Origin of the sequence: Psychrobacter aquaticus CMS 56 (assembly GCF_000471625.1) — a bacterium.
GTDB classification, from domain to species: domain Bacteria; phylum Pseudomonadota; class Gammaproteobacteria; order Pseudomonadales; family Moraxellaceae; genus Psychrobacter; species Psychrobacter aquaticus.
This window is the reverse complement of sequence record NZ_AUSW01000025.1, coordinates 111,361-127,781: the sequence shown is the minus strand read 5'-3', so window position 1 is coordinate 127,781 and position 16,421 is coordinate 111,361. Positions and strand designations below refer to the sequence as shown.

The 16,421-nt window shown below is 43.9% G+C and carries 15 protein-coding genes; 10 read left to right on the top strand and 5 right to left on the bottom strand.

Features of this window, described 5'->3' with window-relative positions:
• Positions 1 to 32 precede the first annotated feature (32 nt).
• Positions 33 to 818 (top strand): phosphate signaling complex protein PhoU, encoded by a 786-nt coding sequence (phoU, locus tag M917_RS06995; RefSeq protein ID WP_021814100.1) that lies wholly within the window; start codon positions 33 to 35, stop codon positions 816 to 818.
• A gap of 91 nt (positions 819 to 909) precedes the next feature.
• Here phoU and M917_RS06990 read toward each other — a convergent pair whose 3' ends face one another.
• Together M917_RS06990 and argH are read right to left on the bottom strand one after the other, a co-directional pair.
• Complete coding sequence (locus M917_RS06990) at positions 910 to 1,200, bottom strand: oxidative damage protection protein (RefSeq protein ID WP_021814099.1); 291 nt, start codon at positions 1,198 to 1,200, stop codon at positions 910 to 912.
• Positions 1,201 to 1,383: 183 nt separating this feature from the next.
• Complete coding sequence (gene argH / locus M917_RS06985) at positions 1,384 to 2,757, bottom strand: argininosuccinate lyase (protein WP_021814098.1); 1,374 nt, start codon at positions 2,755 to 2,757, stop codon at positions 1,384 to 1,386.
• A gap of 257 nt (positions 2,758 to 3,014) precedes the next feature.
• Here argH and M917_RS06980 point away from each other — a divergent pair, with 257 nt between their 5' ends.
• The 6 genes from M917_RS06980 to M917_RS06955 all read left to right on the top strand — a co-directional run bounded on the left by M917_RS06980 (position 3,015) and on the right by M917_RS06955 (position 8,939).
• Positions 3,015 to 4,019: a histidine kinase gene (locus tag M917_RS06980; protein ID WP_227500824.1), complete on the top strand. Its 1,005-nt coding sequence runs from the start codon at positions 3,015 to 3,017 to the stop codon at positions 4,017 to 4,019.
• 130 nt (positions 4,020 to 4,149) lie between these two features.
• The gene (locus tag M917_RS06975) at positions 4,150 to 4,887 is read left to right on the top strand and encodes a LytR/AlgR family response regulator transcription factor (protein ID WP_021814096.1); all 738 of its coding nucleotides are present in this window, start codon (positions 4,150 to 4,152) and stop codon (positions 4,885 to 4,887) included.
• Positions 4,888 to 5,186: 299 nt separating this feature from the next.
• Positions 5,187 to 6,221, top strand: a complete 1,035-nt coding sequence (gene hemC, locus M917_RS06970) for a hydroxymethylbilane synthase (RefSeq protein ID WP_021814095.1) — start codon at positions 5,187 to 5,189, stop codon at positions 6,219 to 6,221.
• A gap of 96 nt (positions 6,222 to 6,317) precedes the next feature.
• Entirely contained in the window at positions 6,318 to 7,292 is a 975-nt protein-coding gene (locus tag M917_RS06965; protein WP_021814094.1) for a uroporphyrinogen-III synthase, read from the top strand.
• A gap of 158 nt (positions 7,293 to 7,450) precedes the next feature.
• Positions 7,451 to 8,395, top strand: a complete 945-nt coding sequence (locus tag M917_RS06960) for a hypothetical protein (protein ID WP_021814093.1) — start codon at positions 7,451 to 7,453, stop codon at positions 8,393 to 8,395.
• Positions 8,396 to 8,447: 52 nt separating this feature from the next.
• Entirely contained in the window at positions 8,448 to 8,939 is a 492-nt protein-coding gene (locus M917_RS06955) for an acyl-CoA thioesterase (RefSeq protein WP_021814092.1), read from the top strand.
• 108 nt (positions 8,940 to 9,047) lie between these two features.
• Here M917_RS06955 and ribBA read toward each other — a convergent pair whose 3' ends face one another.
• Complete coding sequence (gene ribBA, locus M917_RS06950) at positions 9,048 to 10,160, bottom strand: bifunctional 3,4-dihydroxy-2-butanone-4-phosphate synthase/GTP cyclohydrolase II (protein WP_021814091.1); 1,113 nt, start codon at positions 10,158 to 10,160, stop codon at positions 9,048 to 9,050.
• Between the two features lie 374 nt (positions 10,161 to 10,534).
• Positions 10,535 to 11,824, bottom strand: a complete 1,290-nt coding sequence (locus M917_RS06945; RefSeq protein ID WP_021814089.1) for a replication-associated recombination protein A — start codon at positions 11,822 to 11,824, stop codon at positions 10,535 to 10,537.
• 372 nt (positions 11,825 to 12,196) lie between these two features.
• Here M917_RS06945 and M917_RS06940 point away from each other — a divergent pair, with 372 nt between their 5' ends.
• Positions 12,197 to 12,706 (top strand): hypothetical protein, encoded by a 510-nt coding sequence (locus tag M917_RS06940; protein WP_021814087.1) that lies wholly within the window; start codon positions 12,197 to 12,199, stop codon positions 12,704 to 12,706.
• A gap of 57 nt (positions 12,707 to 12,763) precedes the next feature.
• A complete protein-coding gene (locus M917_RS06935; RefSeq protein ID WP_021814086.1) occupies positions 12,764 to 13,660 on the top strand; it encodes a hypothetical protein in 897 nt (298 codons plus the stop codon).
• A 72-nt stretch (positions 13,661 to 13,732) separates the two neighbouring features.
• Here the strand turns inward: M917_RS06935 and gltA are convergent, their stop codons facing one another.
• On the bottom strand, positions 13,733 to 15,013 hold the full coding sequence (gene gltA, locus M917_RS06930; RefSeq protein ID WP_021814085.1) for a citrate synthase: 1,281 nt from the start codon (positions 15,011 to 15,013) through the stop codon (positions 13,733 to 13,735).
• Positions 15,014 to 16,033: 1,020 nt separating this feature from the next.
• Here gltA and sdhC point away from each other — a divergent pair.
• Positions 16,034 to 16,420: a succinate dehydrogenase, cytochrome b556 subunit gene (gene sdhC, locus M917_RS06925; protein WP_084606183.1), complete on the top strand. Its 387-nt coding sequence runs from the start codon at positions 16,034 to 16,036 to the stop codon at positions 16,418 to 16,420.
• Position 16,421: the final 1 nt, after the last annotated feature.

Sequence of the window (16,421 nt, the reverse complement as noted above, 5' to 3'; positions counted from 1 at the left end):
CTACAAAAATTGTATTTCAGGGAATACCTCTTATGCCAAGTGATAAGCATACCTCCAAAAGTTTCGATCAAGATCTTGCTGAAGCCATCCGCCTATTTTTATATATGGGTGATAACGCTGCCAACCAAGTTGCTAAAGCCATTCATGCGCTTATTGATCAAGATGAGATACTGGCACAAGAGGTTATCGATCTGGATTTCGAGATCAATCGAATGGAAGTAGAGTTGGATGAGCATATTTTACTATTGGTCGCCAAACGCCAGCCAACTGCCAACGATTTGCGTTTGGTCATGTCCATTAGTAAAGGCGTGGTTGATTTAGAGCGTATTGGTGATGAAGCGGTCAAAATCGCTCAGATGGCAAGTAAAATTGCAGCACAAGGCAAGTTATCGTACGGCTATGCAGAAGTTCAACACCTAAGCAATCAAGTGCGTCTGATGTTACATAATGCGCTAGAGGCTTTTAATCAATCGAATGCTGAGCAAGCGTTTGAGGTTATGCGTAACGATAACGTGGTCAACGATGAATACCAATCAGCGATTCGGGCTTTGATGACCTATATCATGGAAGATTCGCGGCATGTATCGAAAGTGATTAATATCATGTGGGTGCTGCGTGCGCTTGAGCGTATTGGCGATCATGCCCAAAATGTGGCCGAGCTGGTGATTAATTATATCAGCGGTCAAGATGTGCGTCATTCAGACTACACAATGGTTGAAAAAGCGGTACAAGAAGCCAATGATCGCATGGCAGCTCGTCAAGTTAGTGCTATGTCAGTTACTGATTTTGAAGCATTAGACCGTGATGAAGACCAGTAAAAATTAACGTATTTAAAACCAATTATCAATAAAAACGCGCTATATTGACATAGCGCGTTTTTATTAAGTGTTAGACAAAGAAAAATGACGACTAGCCTTCAGGCGTCCAGCCTTGCGCACGCTCATAGTCTTCGTTATCCAAAAACTTATCACGCTGCTCAGTCAAGAACTTTTTGGCGGCAGGATCCATCATGCTCAGGTGATTTTCATTAATGAGCATGGTTTGGTGTTCAATCCACTCTTTCCACGCTTTATCAGAGACCGTTTCTTGCAGCTCTTGACCTTTTTTGTTTGGGAAAGGCGGATGCGGCATTTTTGGCAATTCTTGCTGATATTTACGGCAAAATACAGTATTGGCTTGCGGGTTAAATGTCTCAGTCATCAGACGTTCCTTATTCATTATAGTAAGTTGTTAAATCGACTAGTCATATCAACCTATGATAACGGTCTTGGTCAATTTAGCAAAGGATATCTGGTATACAGTTTACAGGTGCTACGCCAAATAAAAAACACCCGTCTAAGCAGCGGGTGTTAAATAAACAGTAATAAACGTAAACCAAACTTATTACGCAAAGGCCTTTAAGCGCGCTCGACCATTGACCACCGCTTGCTTGACTTGATTGGGGGCAGTGCCGCCCAAATGGTCACGGGCGGCCAACGAGCCTTCTAGTGTGAGATAATCGAAGACGTCATCACCGATAGCATCGCTGAACTGTTTCAGCTGTGCCAAAGATAAGTCGCTTAAATCAACGCCTTCTTTGATGCCTAAAGCGACCGCATTGCCGACCACTTCATGAGCATCACGGAACGCTACGCCATTGCGTACCAGATAATCGGCCAAATCTGTCGCAGTGGCATAGCCTTTCATGGTGGCAGCTCGCATTTTTTCCTTATTTGGGGTGATGTTTGGTAGCATGTCAGCAAAGGCCAATAGCGAACCTGTCAAGGTATCGACGCAATCAAAAAGCGGCTCTTTGTCTTCTTGATTGTCTTTGTTATACGCCAGTGGCTGACTTTTCATTAAGCTAAGCAAGGTCATGAGCTGACCAAACACGCGAGCCGCTTTACCGCGGACTAGCTCAGGTACATCAGGGTTTTTCTTTTGCGGCATGATAGAAGAACCGGTACAGAAACGATCTGGTATTTGCACAAAGTTAAACTGCGCTGACATCCAAAGAATAATCTCTTCGCTCATACGTGACATGTGCATCATGAGAATAGATGCGGCAGAGGTAAACTCAATCGCAAAGTCACGGTCTGACACCGCGTCCAGTGAGTTTTGGCAAATACCTTCGAAGCCTAATAGTTCGGCGGTAATAGTACGATCGATGGGGAAAGTCGTGCCAGCGAGAGCGGCACTACCAAGCGGCATCTGATTGATACGGCGGCGTGCATCGACCAAACGTTCAGTATCGCGATACAACATTTCAAACCATGCCATGACGTGATGACCAAAGCTCACGGGCTGCGCAGTTTGCAAATGCGTAAAGCCTGGCATGATGGTATCGGTGTGTTGCTCCGCCAAATCCAGCAAGCCGCTTTGTAAGCGTACCAACAAGGTGATAATGTTGTCCGTTTCTTCACGTAACCAGAGACGAATGTCGGTGGCGACCTGATCGTTACGGCTACGTCCTGTATGCAACTTTTTACCAACCGCGCCTACAATGTCAGTGAGGCGTGATTCTACATTCATGTGCACGTCTTCAAGGGCGATTGACCAGTTGAAATCACCTGCTTCAATTTCGCCCAGCACTTGCTGAAGCCCATCGACGATAGTGGCAACTTCATCAGCAGTTAAAATGTCACACTTTTCAAGCATGGTTGCATGAGCAATCGAGCCTTGAATGTCATGACGTGCAAAACGTTGATCGAAACCAACTGACGCAGTAAAAGCAGCAACGAAGCTATCGGTCGCTTCACTAAATCGTCCGCCCCACATCTGCTGACCCTGACTGCCTGTAGGGCTATGAGTAGCGTTGTTTGTTATAGAAACATCTGTGCTAGAATCAGAGGCAGATGAATTCATATTTGATTCGGGATTACTAGAATTTGAAAAATTGGCGTTCATATCGGTACAAGACAAGTCAAAAGAATAAGAGCTCAAGTATAGCAAAGGATGAGGTTGCCTTACTAGCAGAGCGCTTAGAGTTTTTTATACCCAAGCTCATGGAAGTCCTGAAGCCTTGGCAGTGGATATTGTACATTTTTTTTTGGTCACTGTTTTTGACGGTGATAGAGCGCCACGGCTTAGCAGCTTGGTCAGACTTTCTGACTCGGTTGTTTAGCAGCTTTGTCCAAAACATGCTGACCGTTATACCTTCGTTGTACCTGGTGGATTATCTACGACCTATTTTTAAAAACGCTAGTATCTCAAGTGTAAGCGTGCGTATTGTAATGATGATGATGTTTGCCTCTGTCGTCTCTATGACTCTGGTGATGCTCATCATGGTCAATGTTGGCTGGATTGAGTACGACCATCATGCGTTTGTAGCAGACTTACTGTTTGATACGTTGAAGACAGGCGGATTTACGCTGATATTTTTACTGTATTTTTTGCGCCATCACCGCGAGCTCAATGCCCTTAAATCATCGTTTGAGTACAAGTTAATGGCAGAAAACGATATGATCAAGGCGCGTATGGCTCCGCATTTTTTCTTTAATACTCTGAATACGCTTGTCTCACTTATTGAGTCCAATCCGCCAAAAGCCGCCTCTTTATTGCAGCACATTTCCGCGCTATTTCGTGCCAGTTTTAATGGGGCGCATGAGATTAGTTTTGAAGAAGAGATTGCGCTTTGTGAGCATTATTTGGCAATTGAGACTAGTCGTTTAGCGGACAAGCTTGAGGTGAGTTGGCAGCTGCCTGACGAAGACATCATGTATGACATGGTGATTACTGCTTTCACTTTACAAAGCGTATTGGAAAGGATGCTACTGAATGTGGTCGAGATGACCACCGAAACGATTCATGTCACTATCAAAGTGACTTGGCAACAGCATTGGGTAGCGATTACCGTTGATATTGCGCTTCCTAAAAACACCTTGATAATCAATCATGATTTGCGTCAGCATATGGATTTCCATATTCAGGCGGAGCGTTTACGAGCCTATTTTGGGCAAAGCGCTGATATTAAAAGTAAAGTGACCCGTACTCAGGCTGTGACCACCATCCATTACTCACTTTATGATGCAGGTTCATAACAGCTTTTTTCATCGTAAGCCTTTTTTGCTTATCGTATTATTTTCGTTCCCTTTTTTAAATAAACAAGCATGGCATACTTATTGCATTCTACTAAAAATATATCAAGTCTGTCCTAACATGGGAGGTTGCATGCGTATTGTAGTTTGTGATGATGAGCCACTCGCACGCGAGCGTTTGGTCAGAATTGTACAAGAATCAGGTCATCAGGTAGTGGCGCAAGCCACAACAGGCGAAGAAGCTATCGTCGCTGTGAAAATGCAGCAGCCAGATATTATTTTGTTAGACATTCGGATGCCTGAGATGGATGGGGTACGCTGTGCCCAAGAGCTTGCCAAACTTGAGCATCCACCAGCGATTATATTTGTCACCGCTTATGACCACTATGCAATAGCGGCGCTAAAGGCCAACGCGATTGGCTATTTATTGAAGCCTGCCAATAAAGATGAGTTATTAGAAGCACTAGATAAAGCAAAGAGCCTAAATGCTGCGCAGTTAAATGAGATCCGTAAGCTTGAAGATCCGACCGCTCGGCCAGTACGCGAACACATCGCTGCTCGTACACACCGTGGTGTTGAGCTGATTAAACTCAAAGACATCTATTATTTTACGGCAGATCAAAAGTATGTCAAAGTGCGCCACAAAGATGGCATTGTACTTATCGATGACACACTAAAAGAGCTTGAGCAAGAGTTTGGCGATCGCCTCTTTCGTGTGCATCGTAATGCAATCATCAACCTCAGCTTTCTAGACTTTTTAGAGACGTTAGATGCTGGACAGTATCAGGTACGTTTTAAAGGTATTACTGAGATATTGGCGGTTAGCCGTCGTCACTTGCCAGCATTACGTGATAAGATTCAAAGCATGTAGCCTGCTGTGTCGTGCTGAACGCAAAATAATCACGCCATATCATCAAACCCTTATTTATGCTTAAATAGGGGTATTTTTTTGCGTCAGTATGGACTATACGTCATTTGTATCGCCCATTTCTTATGGTCAATCCACTATGAAACAAAGACAGTGCTGCTAGGATAAATTTTTGTATCATCGAGCGGCGCAGGCACAGCAAGCAAGAAACTATTATCCTAGCAGTACGTTATTATGGTTGTCCTGCTTTTATTTAGAATCAACTATATTAAATATAGTATCGAACTTACCGAGGCCTTTTTATGAGCAATCTGCAGCAACCTGCTTTGACTACTTTAACCATCGCCACGCGTCAGAGTCCTTTGGCGCTATGGCAAGCTGAACATATTCGTGCTCGCCTACTGGATCTATATCCTGAATTGACGATTCACTTGCTAAAAATTGTCACTAAAGGTGACAAGATTTTGGACACACCTTTGGCAAAAATCGGTGGTAAAGGGTTGTTTGTTAAAGAACTTGAGCAGGCGCTGTATGACAAACAAGCAGACATTGCGGTACATTCATTAAAAGATGTACCGATGCAATTGCCGGAAGGTTTGACGCTTGGCGTTTATTGCAAACGCGCTGCACCGACGGATGCTTTTGTCTCTAATACGTATCATAGTATGGATGAGTTGCCCCAAGGCGCGGTCGTTGGAACCTCAAGTCTGCGCCGTCAGTGCCAAATCAAAGCGTATCGCCCAGATCTACAAATCAAAACCTTGCGCGGCAACGTTGGCACTCGTTTGGGTAAGCTGGATGCGGGCGAGTATGATGCCATTATTTTGGCGACCAGTGGCTTACAGCGTATTGAGCTGGATGCGCGCATACGCGGTGAGCTGGATATTGATGCTTGTTTACCAGCGGTTGGCCAAGGCGCATTGGCGATCGAATGCCGTGAAGGCGATGACGAGGTGTTAAAGTTATTGGCACCGCTCAATGATGATAAAGCGCGTATTCGTCTCATCGCTGAGCGTGCCCTAAACCGTCACTTAGATGGCGGTTGCCAAGTGCCTATCGCTGCGTATGCCGTTTTGCAAATGGCAGATGAAACAGCAACCAACAATGACAACAACGGCGACCATGGCAATAACGATAATGGCAACGTCTTATGGCTACGTGGCCGAGTGGGTCAAGCCGATGGTAGCAAACTGTTAAAAGCAGAAAAACGGGTGACGTTGCTTGGCACACAAGATGAGAAAGAAGCACAGGCCAATCAACTTGGTATCGATGTTGCAAAAATGCTGTTAACCGATGGTGCTGGTGCTATTTTAGCTGCGATTTATCATCCTGAATAATGCAAGAGCGGTAAAATTATTTGCGTGATAAAACAATAGTTACCCATATTCATCTATCACTCAGCTAGCTTATAAGCCTTTTGCCATGGTAATACTATGTCATCATCGACAGATTTTAACGCGACTGATAAAAATAAACCTGCGGATAATGGTGCCTCGCTACCGCAAATCGTCATCAATACTCGGCCAGTAGAGCGCGCCGCGCCGCTAACTCAGCACCTACAAGCAGCAGGTCTGATAGTGGTTGAGATGCCAATGTTATCACTGCAATCACGGCAAGTGACTGATGCTGATAGGGTATTGATGCGCCAATGGCTAGCAGGTGATTATAAGGCGCTGGTGATCGTTAGCCCAACTGCTGCCGCTTCAGGCTTGGCAGTTTGGCAAGCGCTTGCGCATAAGCATGAAGCGCAGAGCAGTAATAATGAGCAAACAAAAACAGTATTTAAGTCTTTGAAGGTGCCAAGTGCGCTCGTTGCGGTCGGTGATGCAACCGCTGCGGCATTGAATAATGTCAAATTAGATACAGCACGCTATCAAGTACGTCAGCCCAAAACAGCCAATAACGAAGGTATGCTAGCAATGCCTGAAATTGAGGATTTGCAAGCAGGTGATAAGTTATTGATATGGCGTGGCCTTGGTGGGCGACGGCTATTGGTCGATACGTTACAAGCGCGCGGTGTCCATATCGATAGTATTGCTTGGTACGAGCGCACAATGCCCAGCGATGCACTAACGCAGTATCAGCAATGGTTAAAATATTTTTTAGCGCGAAATGCTACTTGGAATAAAACACCCTCAAAACCAATCGTTGTAATCAGTAGTGGAGCGGCTTTTGAGCATTGGACGAATATCGTCAAAGAAGTATCAAAGCAAACTTTAACGTCAATGGCAGATAGTTTGACAGCGAGCAGGATAAACAATTCTATGACGCTTGCATTGTCAGACTTTTCCTATGTCGTATTGGGTGAGCGCTTAACCAATATGGTGGCAGAGCAGCAGCTAAACTACTGGCGTGTGGATGACTTGGCCCCCGAAACCATTCTTGCTGCTATTGGCTCGAAAACTTAGTATCGTCAGGTCAATATAAACAAGAGTCAGCGAGACGGGTACAAATTTTTCGCAGCCTCTGTCTGCGCAGGCACAACAAGTCAGAAAAATTTGTAGCAGGCCCTTGCCCTAGCATCTACTATAACTATGTTCAAACCTACCAATAATGGTACTGTCTTATGTCAATAAATTCTGAATCATTATCTGAAGGCCCTTCTGCTCTCCAGCAACGCAGGCAAGCAACAGTGTTTTTGTTGCGATTGCAGTGGCTGGTGATTTTTTTGCTTATCGTTGCATTATTATGGGTGTACATCAGTCAGCAGCGGTTTCAGCATCACGTTAACGAGCGTTTGCAAAGCCATGAGCAAGTCGTTAGCCGACTGGATGAGATGGACGATCGTTTGTTTGCGCTGAGTCAACAGACACTACCAGAGCCTAGCTCTGCCGCCAGTAGCCAAAGCCAAGCCCAAAACCAGCTGGATTTATTGCGTCTTCAAATGCAAGCGGCTGGCAGGTTGTTGGCAGACAATAATGATAGCGCAGCCATTGATTTATTGAGAGGTCTACATTGGCAGCTGTCACAAAGCAGTAATGAGATTGCCCCAGCACTCACTCTCGTGATTAAACAAAACTTGGTGAAAGACATTGAACGCTTGCAGGCAAGAAGCGCTCAGCCCAGTCCTTGGCAGCTACAAAACTTGGCCATTCAAAACATTCAAGATTTTTTGCACAGCCATGAGCAGGCCATGAATGCTAGCGCACAGAGCAAAAATTCCAGTTTGACGCGTAGACAACTCGCGATTCACGAAGTCATCATGACATTGAATTTAGCGAGTCAAGCCAGCAACATGCGTGAGCAAGAGCAATTGATTGGTTATCTGAGACAAGCACGAGAACAGCTGCAAACCTTGATCCCACAAACATTGACACCGCAAACATTATCACCACAAGAATCAGCATCACAAGCTGCCACAGCACAAACGTCTACTGACAATAATGTACAAACTAAATCATCTCCTACAAACATAACAGAAGTCATAGACCGGCTAGATCGACTGATTGCCAATGCACCAAAACCCACGCCATTGTTAACCACTCAGATTTTAGATAGGCCTCAACGTTAATGGCCGTTTTTCAAAAGATTTATTGATCCAAAAAAATAAGAGAAATTAAGTTATGGATAGTTCTAGTCAACCATCAAATTTAACACCTGCTATCTCAGATACCACGCGCCCTGACGCATTGGCTAACTATTCCATTATTCATCATCAGCCGATTCATTGGGGTGAGATGGATGCTTTCAATCACTTGAACAATGTGGTTTATTATCGTTATGCTGAGTCAGCGCGAATTGGCTATTTGCAGGCATTAGGAATGTTTGATGGCAGTATGGTCACGGTATTGGCACAATCAAGCTGCCAATATTTACGTCCAGTGACTTACCCTGACACCTTATTATTAGGCGTGCGTTGCCAGCGTTTGGGTAATACCAGTATCGTTATGGAGTATAGCTATTATAGCACCGCACAAAATGCCATTGTCGCGACGGCTGAAGCAGTGGTGGTACGTTTAGCCAGCAATGGCAAAGACAAACTGCCGTGGACAGAGGAAGAACGTAAGCGCTTGTTGGCATTAGAAGCAAAAGTGGCTCATGTGCCTAAATGGTGAGCATGAGGCACGTTATAATGGTTGTAACGCTTTTATTTAGTTAAAATCTACTATAGTTTGTGGTTAAAAAAGAGGCACGCTAACATGATGCTAGCGTGCCTCTTTTATTTAGTCTTGCGTTGGCGCATGAACGAAATCGACAACGTTTAGTTCAAAGCCTGATAACGCATAAAATTTCATCGGTGATGACAATAGACGCATATCCCGCACCCCTAAATGGCGCAATATCTGAGCACCCACACCAATACTGCGGTACGGTTGCTGGGTGATTGTCGATAGCGACTGATTGTCTGAGGCTTTATCTAACGCATCGCCCAAATCTACCGGTTGATGACTGCCAACCCAGACCAAGACACCGCGATCTGCGGCGCTAATCTCTTCTAATGCTGATTGCACGCTCCAGCCACCACGTCCCGTAGTGTCATTTTTGGCAGCGAATAAATCGCGCAAGGGATGGAAGCCATGGACACGTACAGTACTGACACCTTCGCTCACATCGCCTTTGACCAATGCCAAATGCGTTTCCTCAGCACCAAACTCACGGAAGCGATGAAGCGTAAAGGTGCCGTACTCAGTCTCAAAAGGACGCGTCTCAATTTCTTCTACCGTTTGCTCATTGGCGATACGATAGTTAATGAGATCAGCAATCGTACCCATTTTGATACCATGCTCTTTCGCAAATATCTCAAGATCATCACGGCGCGCCATCGTGCCATCAGCATTGATGATTTCTACAATAACCGCTGCTGGCTCTAGGCCTGCCAGTCGTGCCAAATCGCAACCAGCTTCTGTGTGACCGGCACGGTGAAGGACACCGCCATTTTGTGCCATGATAGGAAAAATATGCCCCGGCTGCACAATGTCTTCTGGTTTTGCTGAAGCAGAAACCGCTGCTTGAATGGTACGAGCACGATCGGCGGCAGAGATACCCGTAGTAACACCTTCAGCAGCTTCGATAGATACCGTAAAGTTAGTACTGAATTTTGCTTCATTGCGATCTGACATCAGCGGTAGCGCTAGTTGTTGGCAACGCGCTTGTGACAAAGTTAGGCATACCAAACCGCGAGCGTGAGTAATCATAAAGTTAATATCATCAGGGCGGACATGGGTCGCTGCCATGATGATATCGCCTTCATTTTCGCGGTCTTCATCATCCATCAAGATGACCATTTTGCCAGCACGAATGTCTTCGATAATCTCAGGAATGGTGTTTAAACTCATAGTAAGTCTCAATGTTTTATTATTTATAGATAAGTGTCATTTGCAATATAACGTATTATTTGCCTATTGTAGCAGCAGATGGCACAAAGCGTTGTTGTGGTTAAGCAAAGTGTACTCTGATCAAAACAAGCAACTGCAATAACCAGCGTTATAAATTATTCGCTTATTGCTCGTATATATCATGATGGGGATATTTTAACGCTTTTCACTCAACTATGCTGCCTCATCTCTACACTATAGAGATTAGTCTTTCAAAAACAGGCATAAGTTTTATCAATGATCCGTTCGGCTGTCTTTGGTTGAATAGCAACTTCTTTCCGCACTATCGTTTTTATACTAAATGCGCTATCTGTTTGAACAACGGGTTTCATGATTTAGTCATTACTTGCCGCTTGGTTTTTTAGCCAATCCATAAACTGCTTACTGTGTTGTTCCCGCTGATTGTCTGCAAACTCGTAAAAGCTTGTGCCTGATAAGGTATCAGGTAAGTAACTTTGCGGGTAATAATGATTGGGATAATCGTGTGGATAATTATAGTCTTGACCGTAACCTTGAGTGCGCATCAATTTGGTCACACCATTGCGCAGATGTAGTGGAACGGGGGACGCGTCTTTTTCTGCCAGCGCCATCGCTGCATTAATGGCTTTATAAGTGCTATTGCTTTTGGCACTGGTGGCAAGATAAACCACCACTTGTCCCAAAATAATACGCGCTTCTGGCATGCCAATTGCTTGTACGCTACGTAATGCAGCATCGGCAAGCAGCAGAGCATTGGGATTGGCATTACCGATATCTTCACTGGCTAAAATGACCAAACGCCGCGCGATAAAATCAGCAGGCTCACCGCCCACCAGCATTCGCGCCATCCAATATAGCGCGGCATCAGGGTCTGAGCCGCGTACGGACTTTATCATGGCCGAGACGATATCATAGTGCTGCTCCCCATCTTTGTCGTAACGTATCAAAGCGGTCTGCGCGACACGACCAATCAGCTCATCATCAATGATAATGGGTGATTGCTTGGCGTCGGCAGTTTGAATGGCAAGCTCCAACAAATTCAGTGCTTTTCTTGCATCACCATGCGCCAATTGACTGATGGTTGCTTGCGCTTGTAAGTCGATGCTTAGTTTTTTCAGTACCTTGTCTTCCAAGATGGCTCGCTGTAGTACCGTATTGATTTGTTCAGGCGTTAGCGGTTCCAAACGATACACTTGGCAACGGGACAACAGCGCATTATTGACACTAAAGGACGGATTTTCGGTCGTAGCACCAATTAAGGTAATATCACCAGACTCTACCGCCCCCAATAGTGCATCCTGCTGGGCTTTATTAAAACGGTGAATCTCATCGATAAAAACCACAGGCGACTCAAAGCTGAGCGAATCTTTATTGTCAAGCACTTCGCGTAATTGCTTGACGCCAGTATTTAGCGCTGACAGCGCATGGAAAGGTCGCCCAACAGCCTCAGCCAACAGCATGGCAATGGTCGTTTTGCCGATCCCTGCTTCACCATGCAAAATAATCGAGGACAGATGTCCTTGTTCCACCAAACGTCGTAATGGTGCACCAGCAGCTAATAGATGCTCTTGACCAATAATGGCGGCAAGTGTGGTAGGGCGCATACGCTGTGCAAGCGGGGTATCGGCATGAAAATTGGGCGGCATAGGACTCTCTATTATAAAATGAAATTGCTATCAATCTGTCATAGCAGTCGTGCTTGAAAAAAGCGCCTGAGTAAAAGCAGAATCGCTCGATAATGAGTATTAGACATCAGTGGTAAAAGTACGCTAATTTATATATACACTAGTTTATACAAATGAACCGCAATAGCCATTATACAAGCTAGGCTAACGCAAATCGGCGTTAATAAAAGTCAACGAAATGTACAACTTATGTCTTAATGGCTTTGGTTTTTGAATTTTTATCCCTATTAATGGCTCATCACCATTAACAAACATCATTCATCAAGTGCCTTTTATCGAGTGCTGTAGTGAGTGATGACAAACCGTTATTCAGCATAAGGTAAGACGTAAATAATGTCTCAATCGATTTTTAAGCAGTTAGCAAATCGCTATCTACCTATTAATAGCGCAAAGCCGCAATCACGCTTACTTACGGCTGGTGAGGTAGCATTGGCACGTTCAGTGTTTGGTGACAGTATCCGTCTTGATGAGGCTCGATTAAAAACAGCGTGGTGGGTGCTAAAAAACTACGCCGTTAGTCCCAATGGCAATATTTATTTTCATCCAGCAGATTGGCTCACGGATTTTAGCCACGCGTCACTTAGCAAACAAAGCTGGCTTATACATGAGTTAACGCACGTATGGCAGTTGCAGCAAGGCTTGAAAGTGGTGCGCGGCGCACTTATTGATCGCCGTTATGATTATGTGTTAGTGACAGGAAAATCATTTTTTAAGTACGGTATTGAACAGCAAGCGCGTATGGTGCAAGATTATTTTATCCGTCGTCAGCGTGGACAAGACTGTCAGGATTTAGAAGCTTGTATTCCTTTTTTAAGCACACAGCCTATCAACAAAACAAAGTAATAAATTAGTGATGATTTTAGCTTTTTATGTTTTGCCTTAACAAGGATATGTACTCTCATGTTTAAATTTTTGCTAGCAAATTCTGCTATTGACGCAAGCTATAAAGCGGATACGGATATGGCTCATAATAGCTTTGTACGCCAATCACCCACCTTGCTTGCCGCCACAATCATGGGCGTACTATTTTTAACAGGCTGTCAGCAGCAATCAGAAACACAGCCTGCGACAGAGGACAGTCAAACCCTTAAGCAAACAGATTCTGAAGACAGCAAACCGATGCCACAAAGTGATTCGGCGGCGGCTCTTATAAAGCAGCTTGAACCTATTTATGTCGTGCAAATGCAAGGACTACAACGCCGTTTGCAAGCAGAGTATGAATCCTTGCAAGCTGCTGACGCTTCAGAAAGTGAAGACTCCTTATTATTAAACGATGCCGCTGCTAACGACACAAGTAGTGAGACTATGCCTGAACCTAATACTGATACAGAAGGTGATATTGAGGCTGATATCAATACCAGTACGGAAGTAGGTGAGCGTGATTTAACCGTATTAAAGCGCATTAGCCTTGATCCGCGTAAACCGATTATCCTAACGGAAGATCAAATGATTGACCGCTATCAGCAAGCCATGGATGCGCTCTATCAGCCAGTGACGACACCCCTTAGTGCAGAAGATATTGATACGTTGATTAATATCGCGACTTTAGTACCGGAGTTGTTTGAACATGCAGAGATTGCTGGACGCGTGAGTGCAAAAAGCCCTGCGCTGGCACGACTGATTATTCAACATCAAGTTTGGGAGCAAATACAAGCTCAGCAAGTGAGTGACATGCAGCAGATGAAACTGAATCAGCAAAAAGAATTTGAAACGCTTATGAGCAAATTTAACGAAACCATCGAAGGTTATGATGAGCAAATTGCCAAGTATGAGCAGACGTTAAGAGAGTTTCAATAGTGAATAAAAATCCCGCACGATGGCGGGATTTTTGTTGCGCGGCTAATATGTTTACTTGTTTACCACATTTGCTTATTTGCGGTCTTCAGCTTTGACAAAATCACGACGCGTTTCACCAGTGTATAACTGACGTGGGCGACCGATCTTAAACGGTGCACTGTGCATCTCTAACCAATGGCTGATCCAACCAGAAGTACGAGCCAGTGAGAAGATAACGGTAAACATTGACGTTGGGATACCAATGGCTTTTAGGATGATACCAGAGTAAAAATCAACGTTTGGATACAGATTACGCTCGATAAAGAATGGATCTTCTAAGGCGATTTTTTCTAGTGCCATAGCAAGCTCAAGCTTAGGATCATCGATACCAAGTGCTTCTAATACCTCGTCACAAGTCTCTTTCATTACTTGGGCACGTGGGTCAAAGTTTTTATAAACACGGTGACCAAAGCCCATTAACTTCACTTCACGGCTTTTCACTTTTTCCATGAATTCAGGCACATTTTCAACTGAGCCGATTTCATCTAACATCTCAAGAACCGCTTCGTTCGCGCCACCATGTGATGGGCCCCAAAGGGCTGCGATACCAGCAGCGATACACGCATAAGGGTTTGCGCCAGTAGAACCAGCCAGACGTACAGTTGACGTAGATGCGTTTTGCTCATGATCGGCATGCAAGGTAAAGATTTTGTCCATTGCACGGGTGATGACGTCATTGGTTTTATAGTCAACATCAGCAGGTGTAGCAAACATCATGTACAAGAAGTTTTCAGCATAGTTAAAGTCATTGCGTGGATACATGAACGGTTCGCCACGCGAGTATTTATAACTCATTGCAGCAAGCGTTGGCATTTTAGCAATCAGACGAATAGCTGTGATTTCACGATGTTCTTCATTGCTCACATCTAAGTGCTCATGATAGAACGCTGATAAGGCACCAACGACACCAACCATAATTGCCATTGGATGCGCGTCACGGCGGAAACCTTCAAAGAATTTGCGTAATTGGTCATGTACGCCTGTGTGCTTACGGATTTTTTCAAAGAAATCTGCTTTTTGCTCGCTGTTAGGTAGGTCGCCATGAATCAGCGCATAAGCAACTTCTAGATATTCTGCATTGTTTGCTAACTGGTCGATAGGGTAGCCGCGATGCAATAGCTCGCCTTTACCGCCATCAATGAAGGTAATTTTTGATTCGACAGGCGCTGTTGCCATAAAACCTGGATCATAAGTCCAATAGCCAGCTTGTTGGAAAGCAGCAACCTCGATTACCGACGGCCCTAAAGTGCCTTCAGTAATAGGAAGTTGGTAATCCTTACCATCTACGGTCAATGTGGCTTGATTGTCAGCCATAATTTAATCTCCATTGTTTTAGCTTGTTAGAATAAAATTGCTACAGACGCATACCCTCGCGTCATGGTTAGTCAAATGGATTAAATAAATTTAACTCATTTGATACGCAGGGTATCTTAGCAGCAATTCTTTATGATTTGAAAAGACTTTTATCAACAATGCCGCCAATTGGCACGTCTTAGTCGTGTTTATTCACTGTAATTTTTGTATCAAAATATGTCAGATTGGTTATTTTGCTTAAAAATCTACTTTTTTTGAGAATATAGAGAAGGCTAATATCAGCAGGATTTTCAGATGATTTTTATAGAATAATGAAATAGGTTTTATCAATATTTGCACTAAAAACAGATAGAGTGTGCGTAACAGACTGCTAGAAAGACACCCAAATCCTGATATAGGTGGGCGGTTGAGAAACATGAGCATGACTTGACACTGTTTATTTGTTAATCGAATGTTCCTCTTTTATTACTTAGGGGATAAATTTGTAATTATCGCCCAGTCATTTTATAATTAGAGGAACGTAACTGACATTATTAGCTTTGTGCGAATCGATAAGTGATCATGATATAGTATCATCTGGAGCCTTATCTACTGATACATGGTTACGACTCATCAGTGTCTTGATAGACAAGAACTGCAATTTATGGTTCGAATGTTCTTGTTAACTGTTCTATTTTTAAGTATTTACCATAAGGTCTGTCTCAATAATAAATAGCCGTATAGCGTTATTTATTATTGAGACAGACCAGTAAAAATAGACTAGTTAATCGATCTTACGTATGTTTATTTTCTATGTTGTATAATAGATGGGTTGCTCTATAGACCAGATGGTTTGACGAGCAATTTTAAACAGTTTATCAATACCTTGTACCATATGATCGTCTCTTCTTATTTAGCGCAAACTAAACGAAGTCAGCTAGCTCTTCCTTACTTTATTCGTCTCGTGTGTTGCTCAACGCCTAATCGACACAGTTTATGTCAAGCGTTGATAGCAGATACAGGAGTATAACCGCAAAAAGGATGCCCGCTGTGAAAAGCAACCGACCTATAGATCTGCCTTTAAGCCAAGTGATTAGCGTTAATCGCTCACCGATTGCGATAGCCTCAATTTTGCATCGTATCTCTGGCATTATTTTATTTTTATTGATTCCTGTCATGTTGTGGTTACTACAGAACTCTTTGGCGTCGCCTGAGAGTTTTGCCACCGTATTTGACAACGTACTCGTGCGCTTTTTGGCATGGATTTTTGTTGCAGCGATTGCCTATCACTTTGTGATGGGCATCAAGCACTTATTTGCTGATATGGGCATGAACGAAGAGCTAAAATCTGGCCGAACTGCTTCTGTGGTCAGTTTTGTGATTGCAGCGATTCTAATTGTCGCGTCATTTGTATGGGTGATGTTCTAAT

Excerpts from the sequence above, each read along its gene's own strand:
- M917_RS06990 (WP_021814099.1), bottom strand. The coding sequence starts at position 1,200 with ATGACTGAGACATTTAACCCGCAAGCCAATACTGTATTTTGCCGTAAA.
- phoU (WP_021814100.1), top strand. The coding sequence starts at position 33 with ATGCCAAGTGATAAGCATACCTCCAAAAGTTTCGATCAAGATCTTGCT.
- M917_RS06940 (WP_021814087.1), top strand. The coding sequence starts at position 12,197 with ATGTCTCAATCGATTTTTAAGCAGTTAGCAAATCGCTATCTACCTATT.
- M917_RS06965 (WP_021814094.1), top strand. The coding sequence starts at position 6,318 with ATGTCATCATCGACAGATTTTAACGCGACTGATAAAAATAAACCTGCG.
- M917_RS06945 (WP_021814089.1), bottom strand. The coding sequence starts at position 11,824 with ATGCCGCCCAATTTTCATGCCGATACCCCGCTTGCACAGCGTATGCGC.
- M917_RS06960 (WP_021814093.1), top strand. The coding sequence starts at position 7,451 with ATGTCAATAAATTCTGAATCATTATCTGAAGGCCCTTCTGCTCTCCAG.
- M917_RS06935 (WP_021814086.1), top strand. The coding sequence starts at position 12,764 with ATGTTTAAATTTTTGCTAGCAAATTCTGCTATTGACGCAAGCTATAAA.
- ribBA (WP_021814091.1), bottom strand. The coding sequence starts at position 10,160 with ATGAGTTTAAACACCATTCCTGAGATTATCGAAGACATTCGTGCTGGC.
- gltA (WP_021814085.1), bottom strand. The coding sequence starts at position 15,013 with ATGGCTGACAATCAAGCCACATTGACCGTAGATGGTAAGGATTACCAA.
- hemC (WP_021814095.1), top strand. The coding sequence starts at position 5,187 with ATGAGCAATCTGCAGCAACCTGCTTTGACTACTTTAACCATCGCCACG.
- M917_RS06975 (WP_021814096.1), top strand. The coding sequence starts at position 4,150 with ATGCGTATTGTAGTTTGTGATGATGAGCCACTCGCACGCGAGCGTTTG.
- sdhC (WP_084606183.1), top strand. The coding sequence starts at position 16,034 with ATGCCCGCTGTGAAAAGCAACCGACCTATAGATCTGCCTTTAAGCCAA.
- argH (WP_021814098.1), bottom strand. The coding sequence starts at position 2,757 with ATGTGGGGCGGACGATTTAGTGAAGCGACCGATAGCTTCGTTGCTGCT.
- M917_RS06955 (WP_021814092.1), top strand. The coding sequence starts at position 8,448 with ATGGATAGTTCTAGTCAACCATCAAATTTAACACCTGCTATCTCAGAT.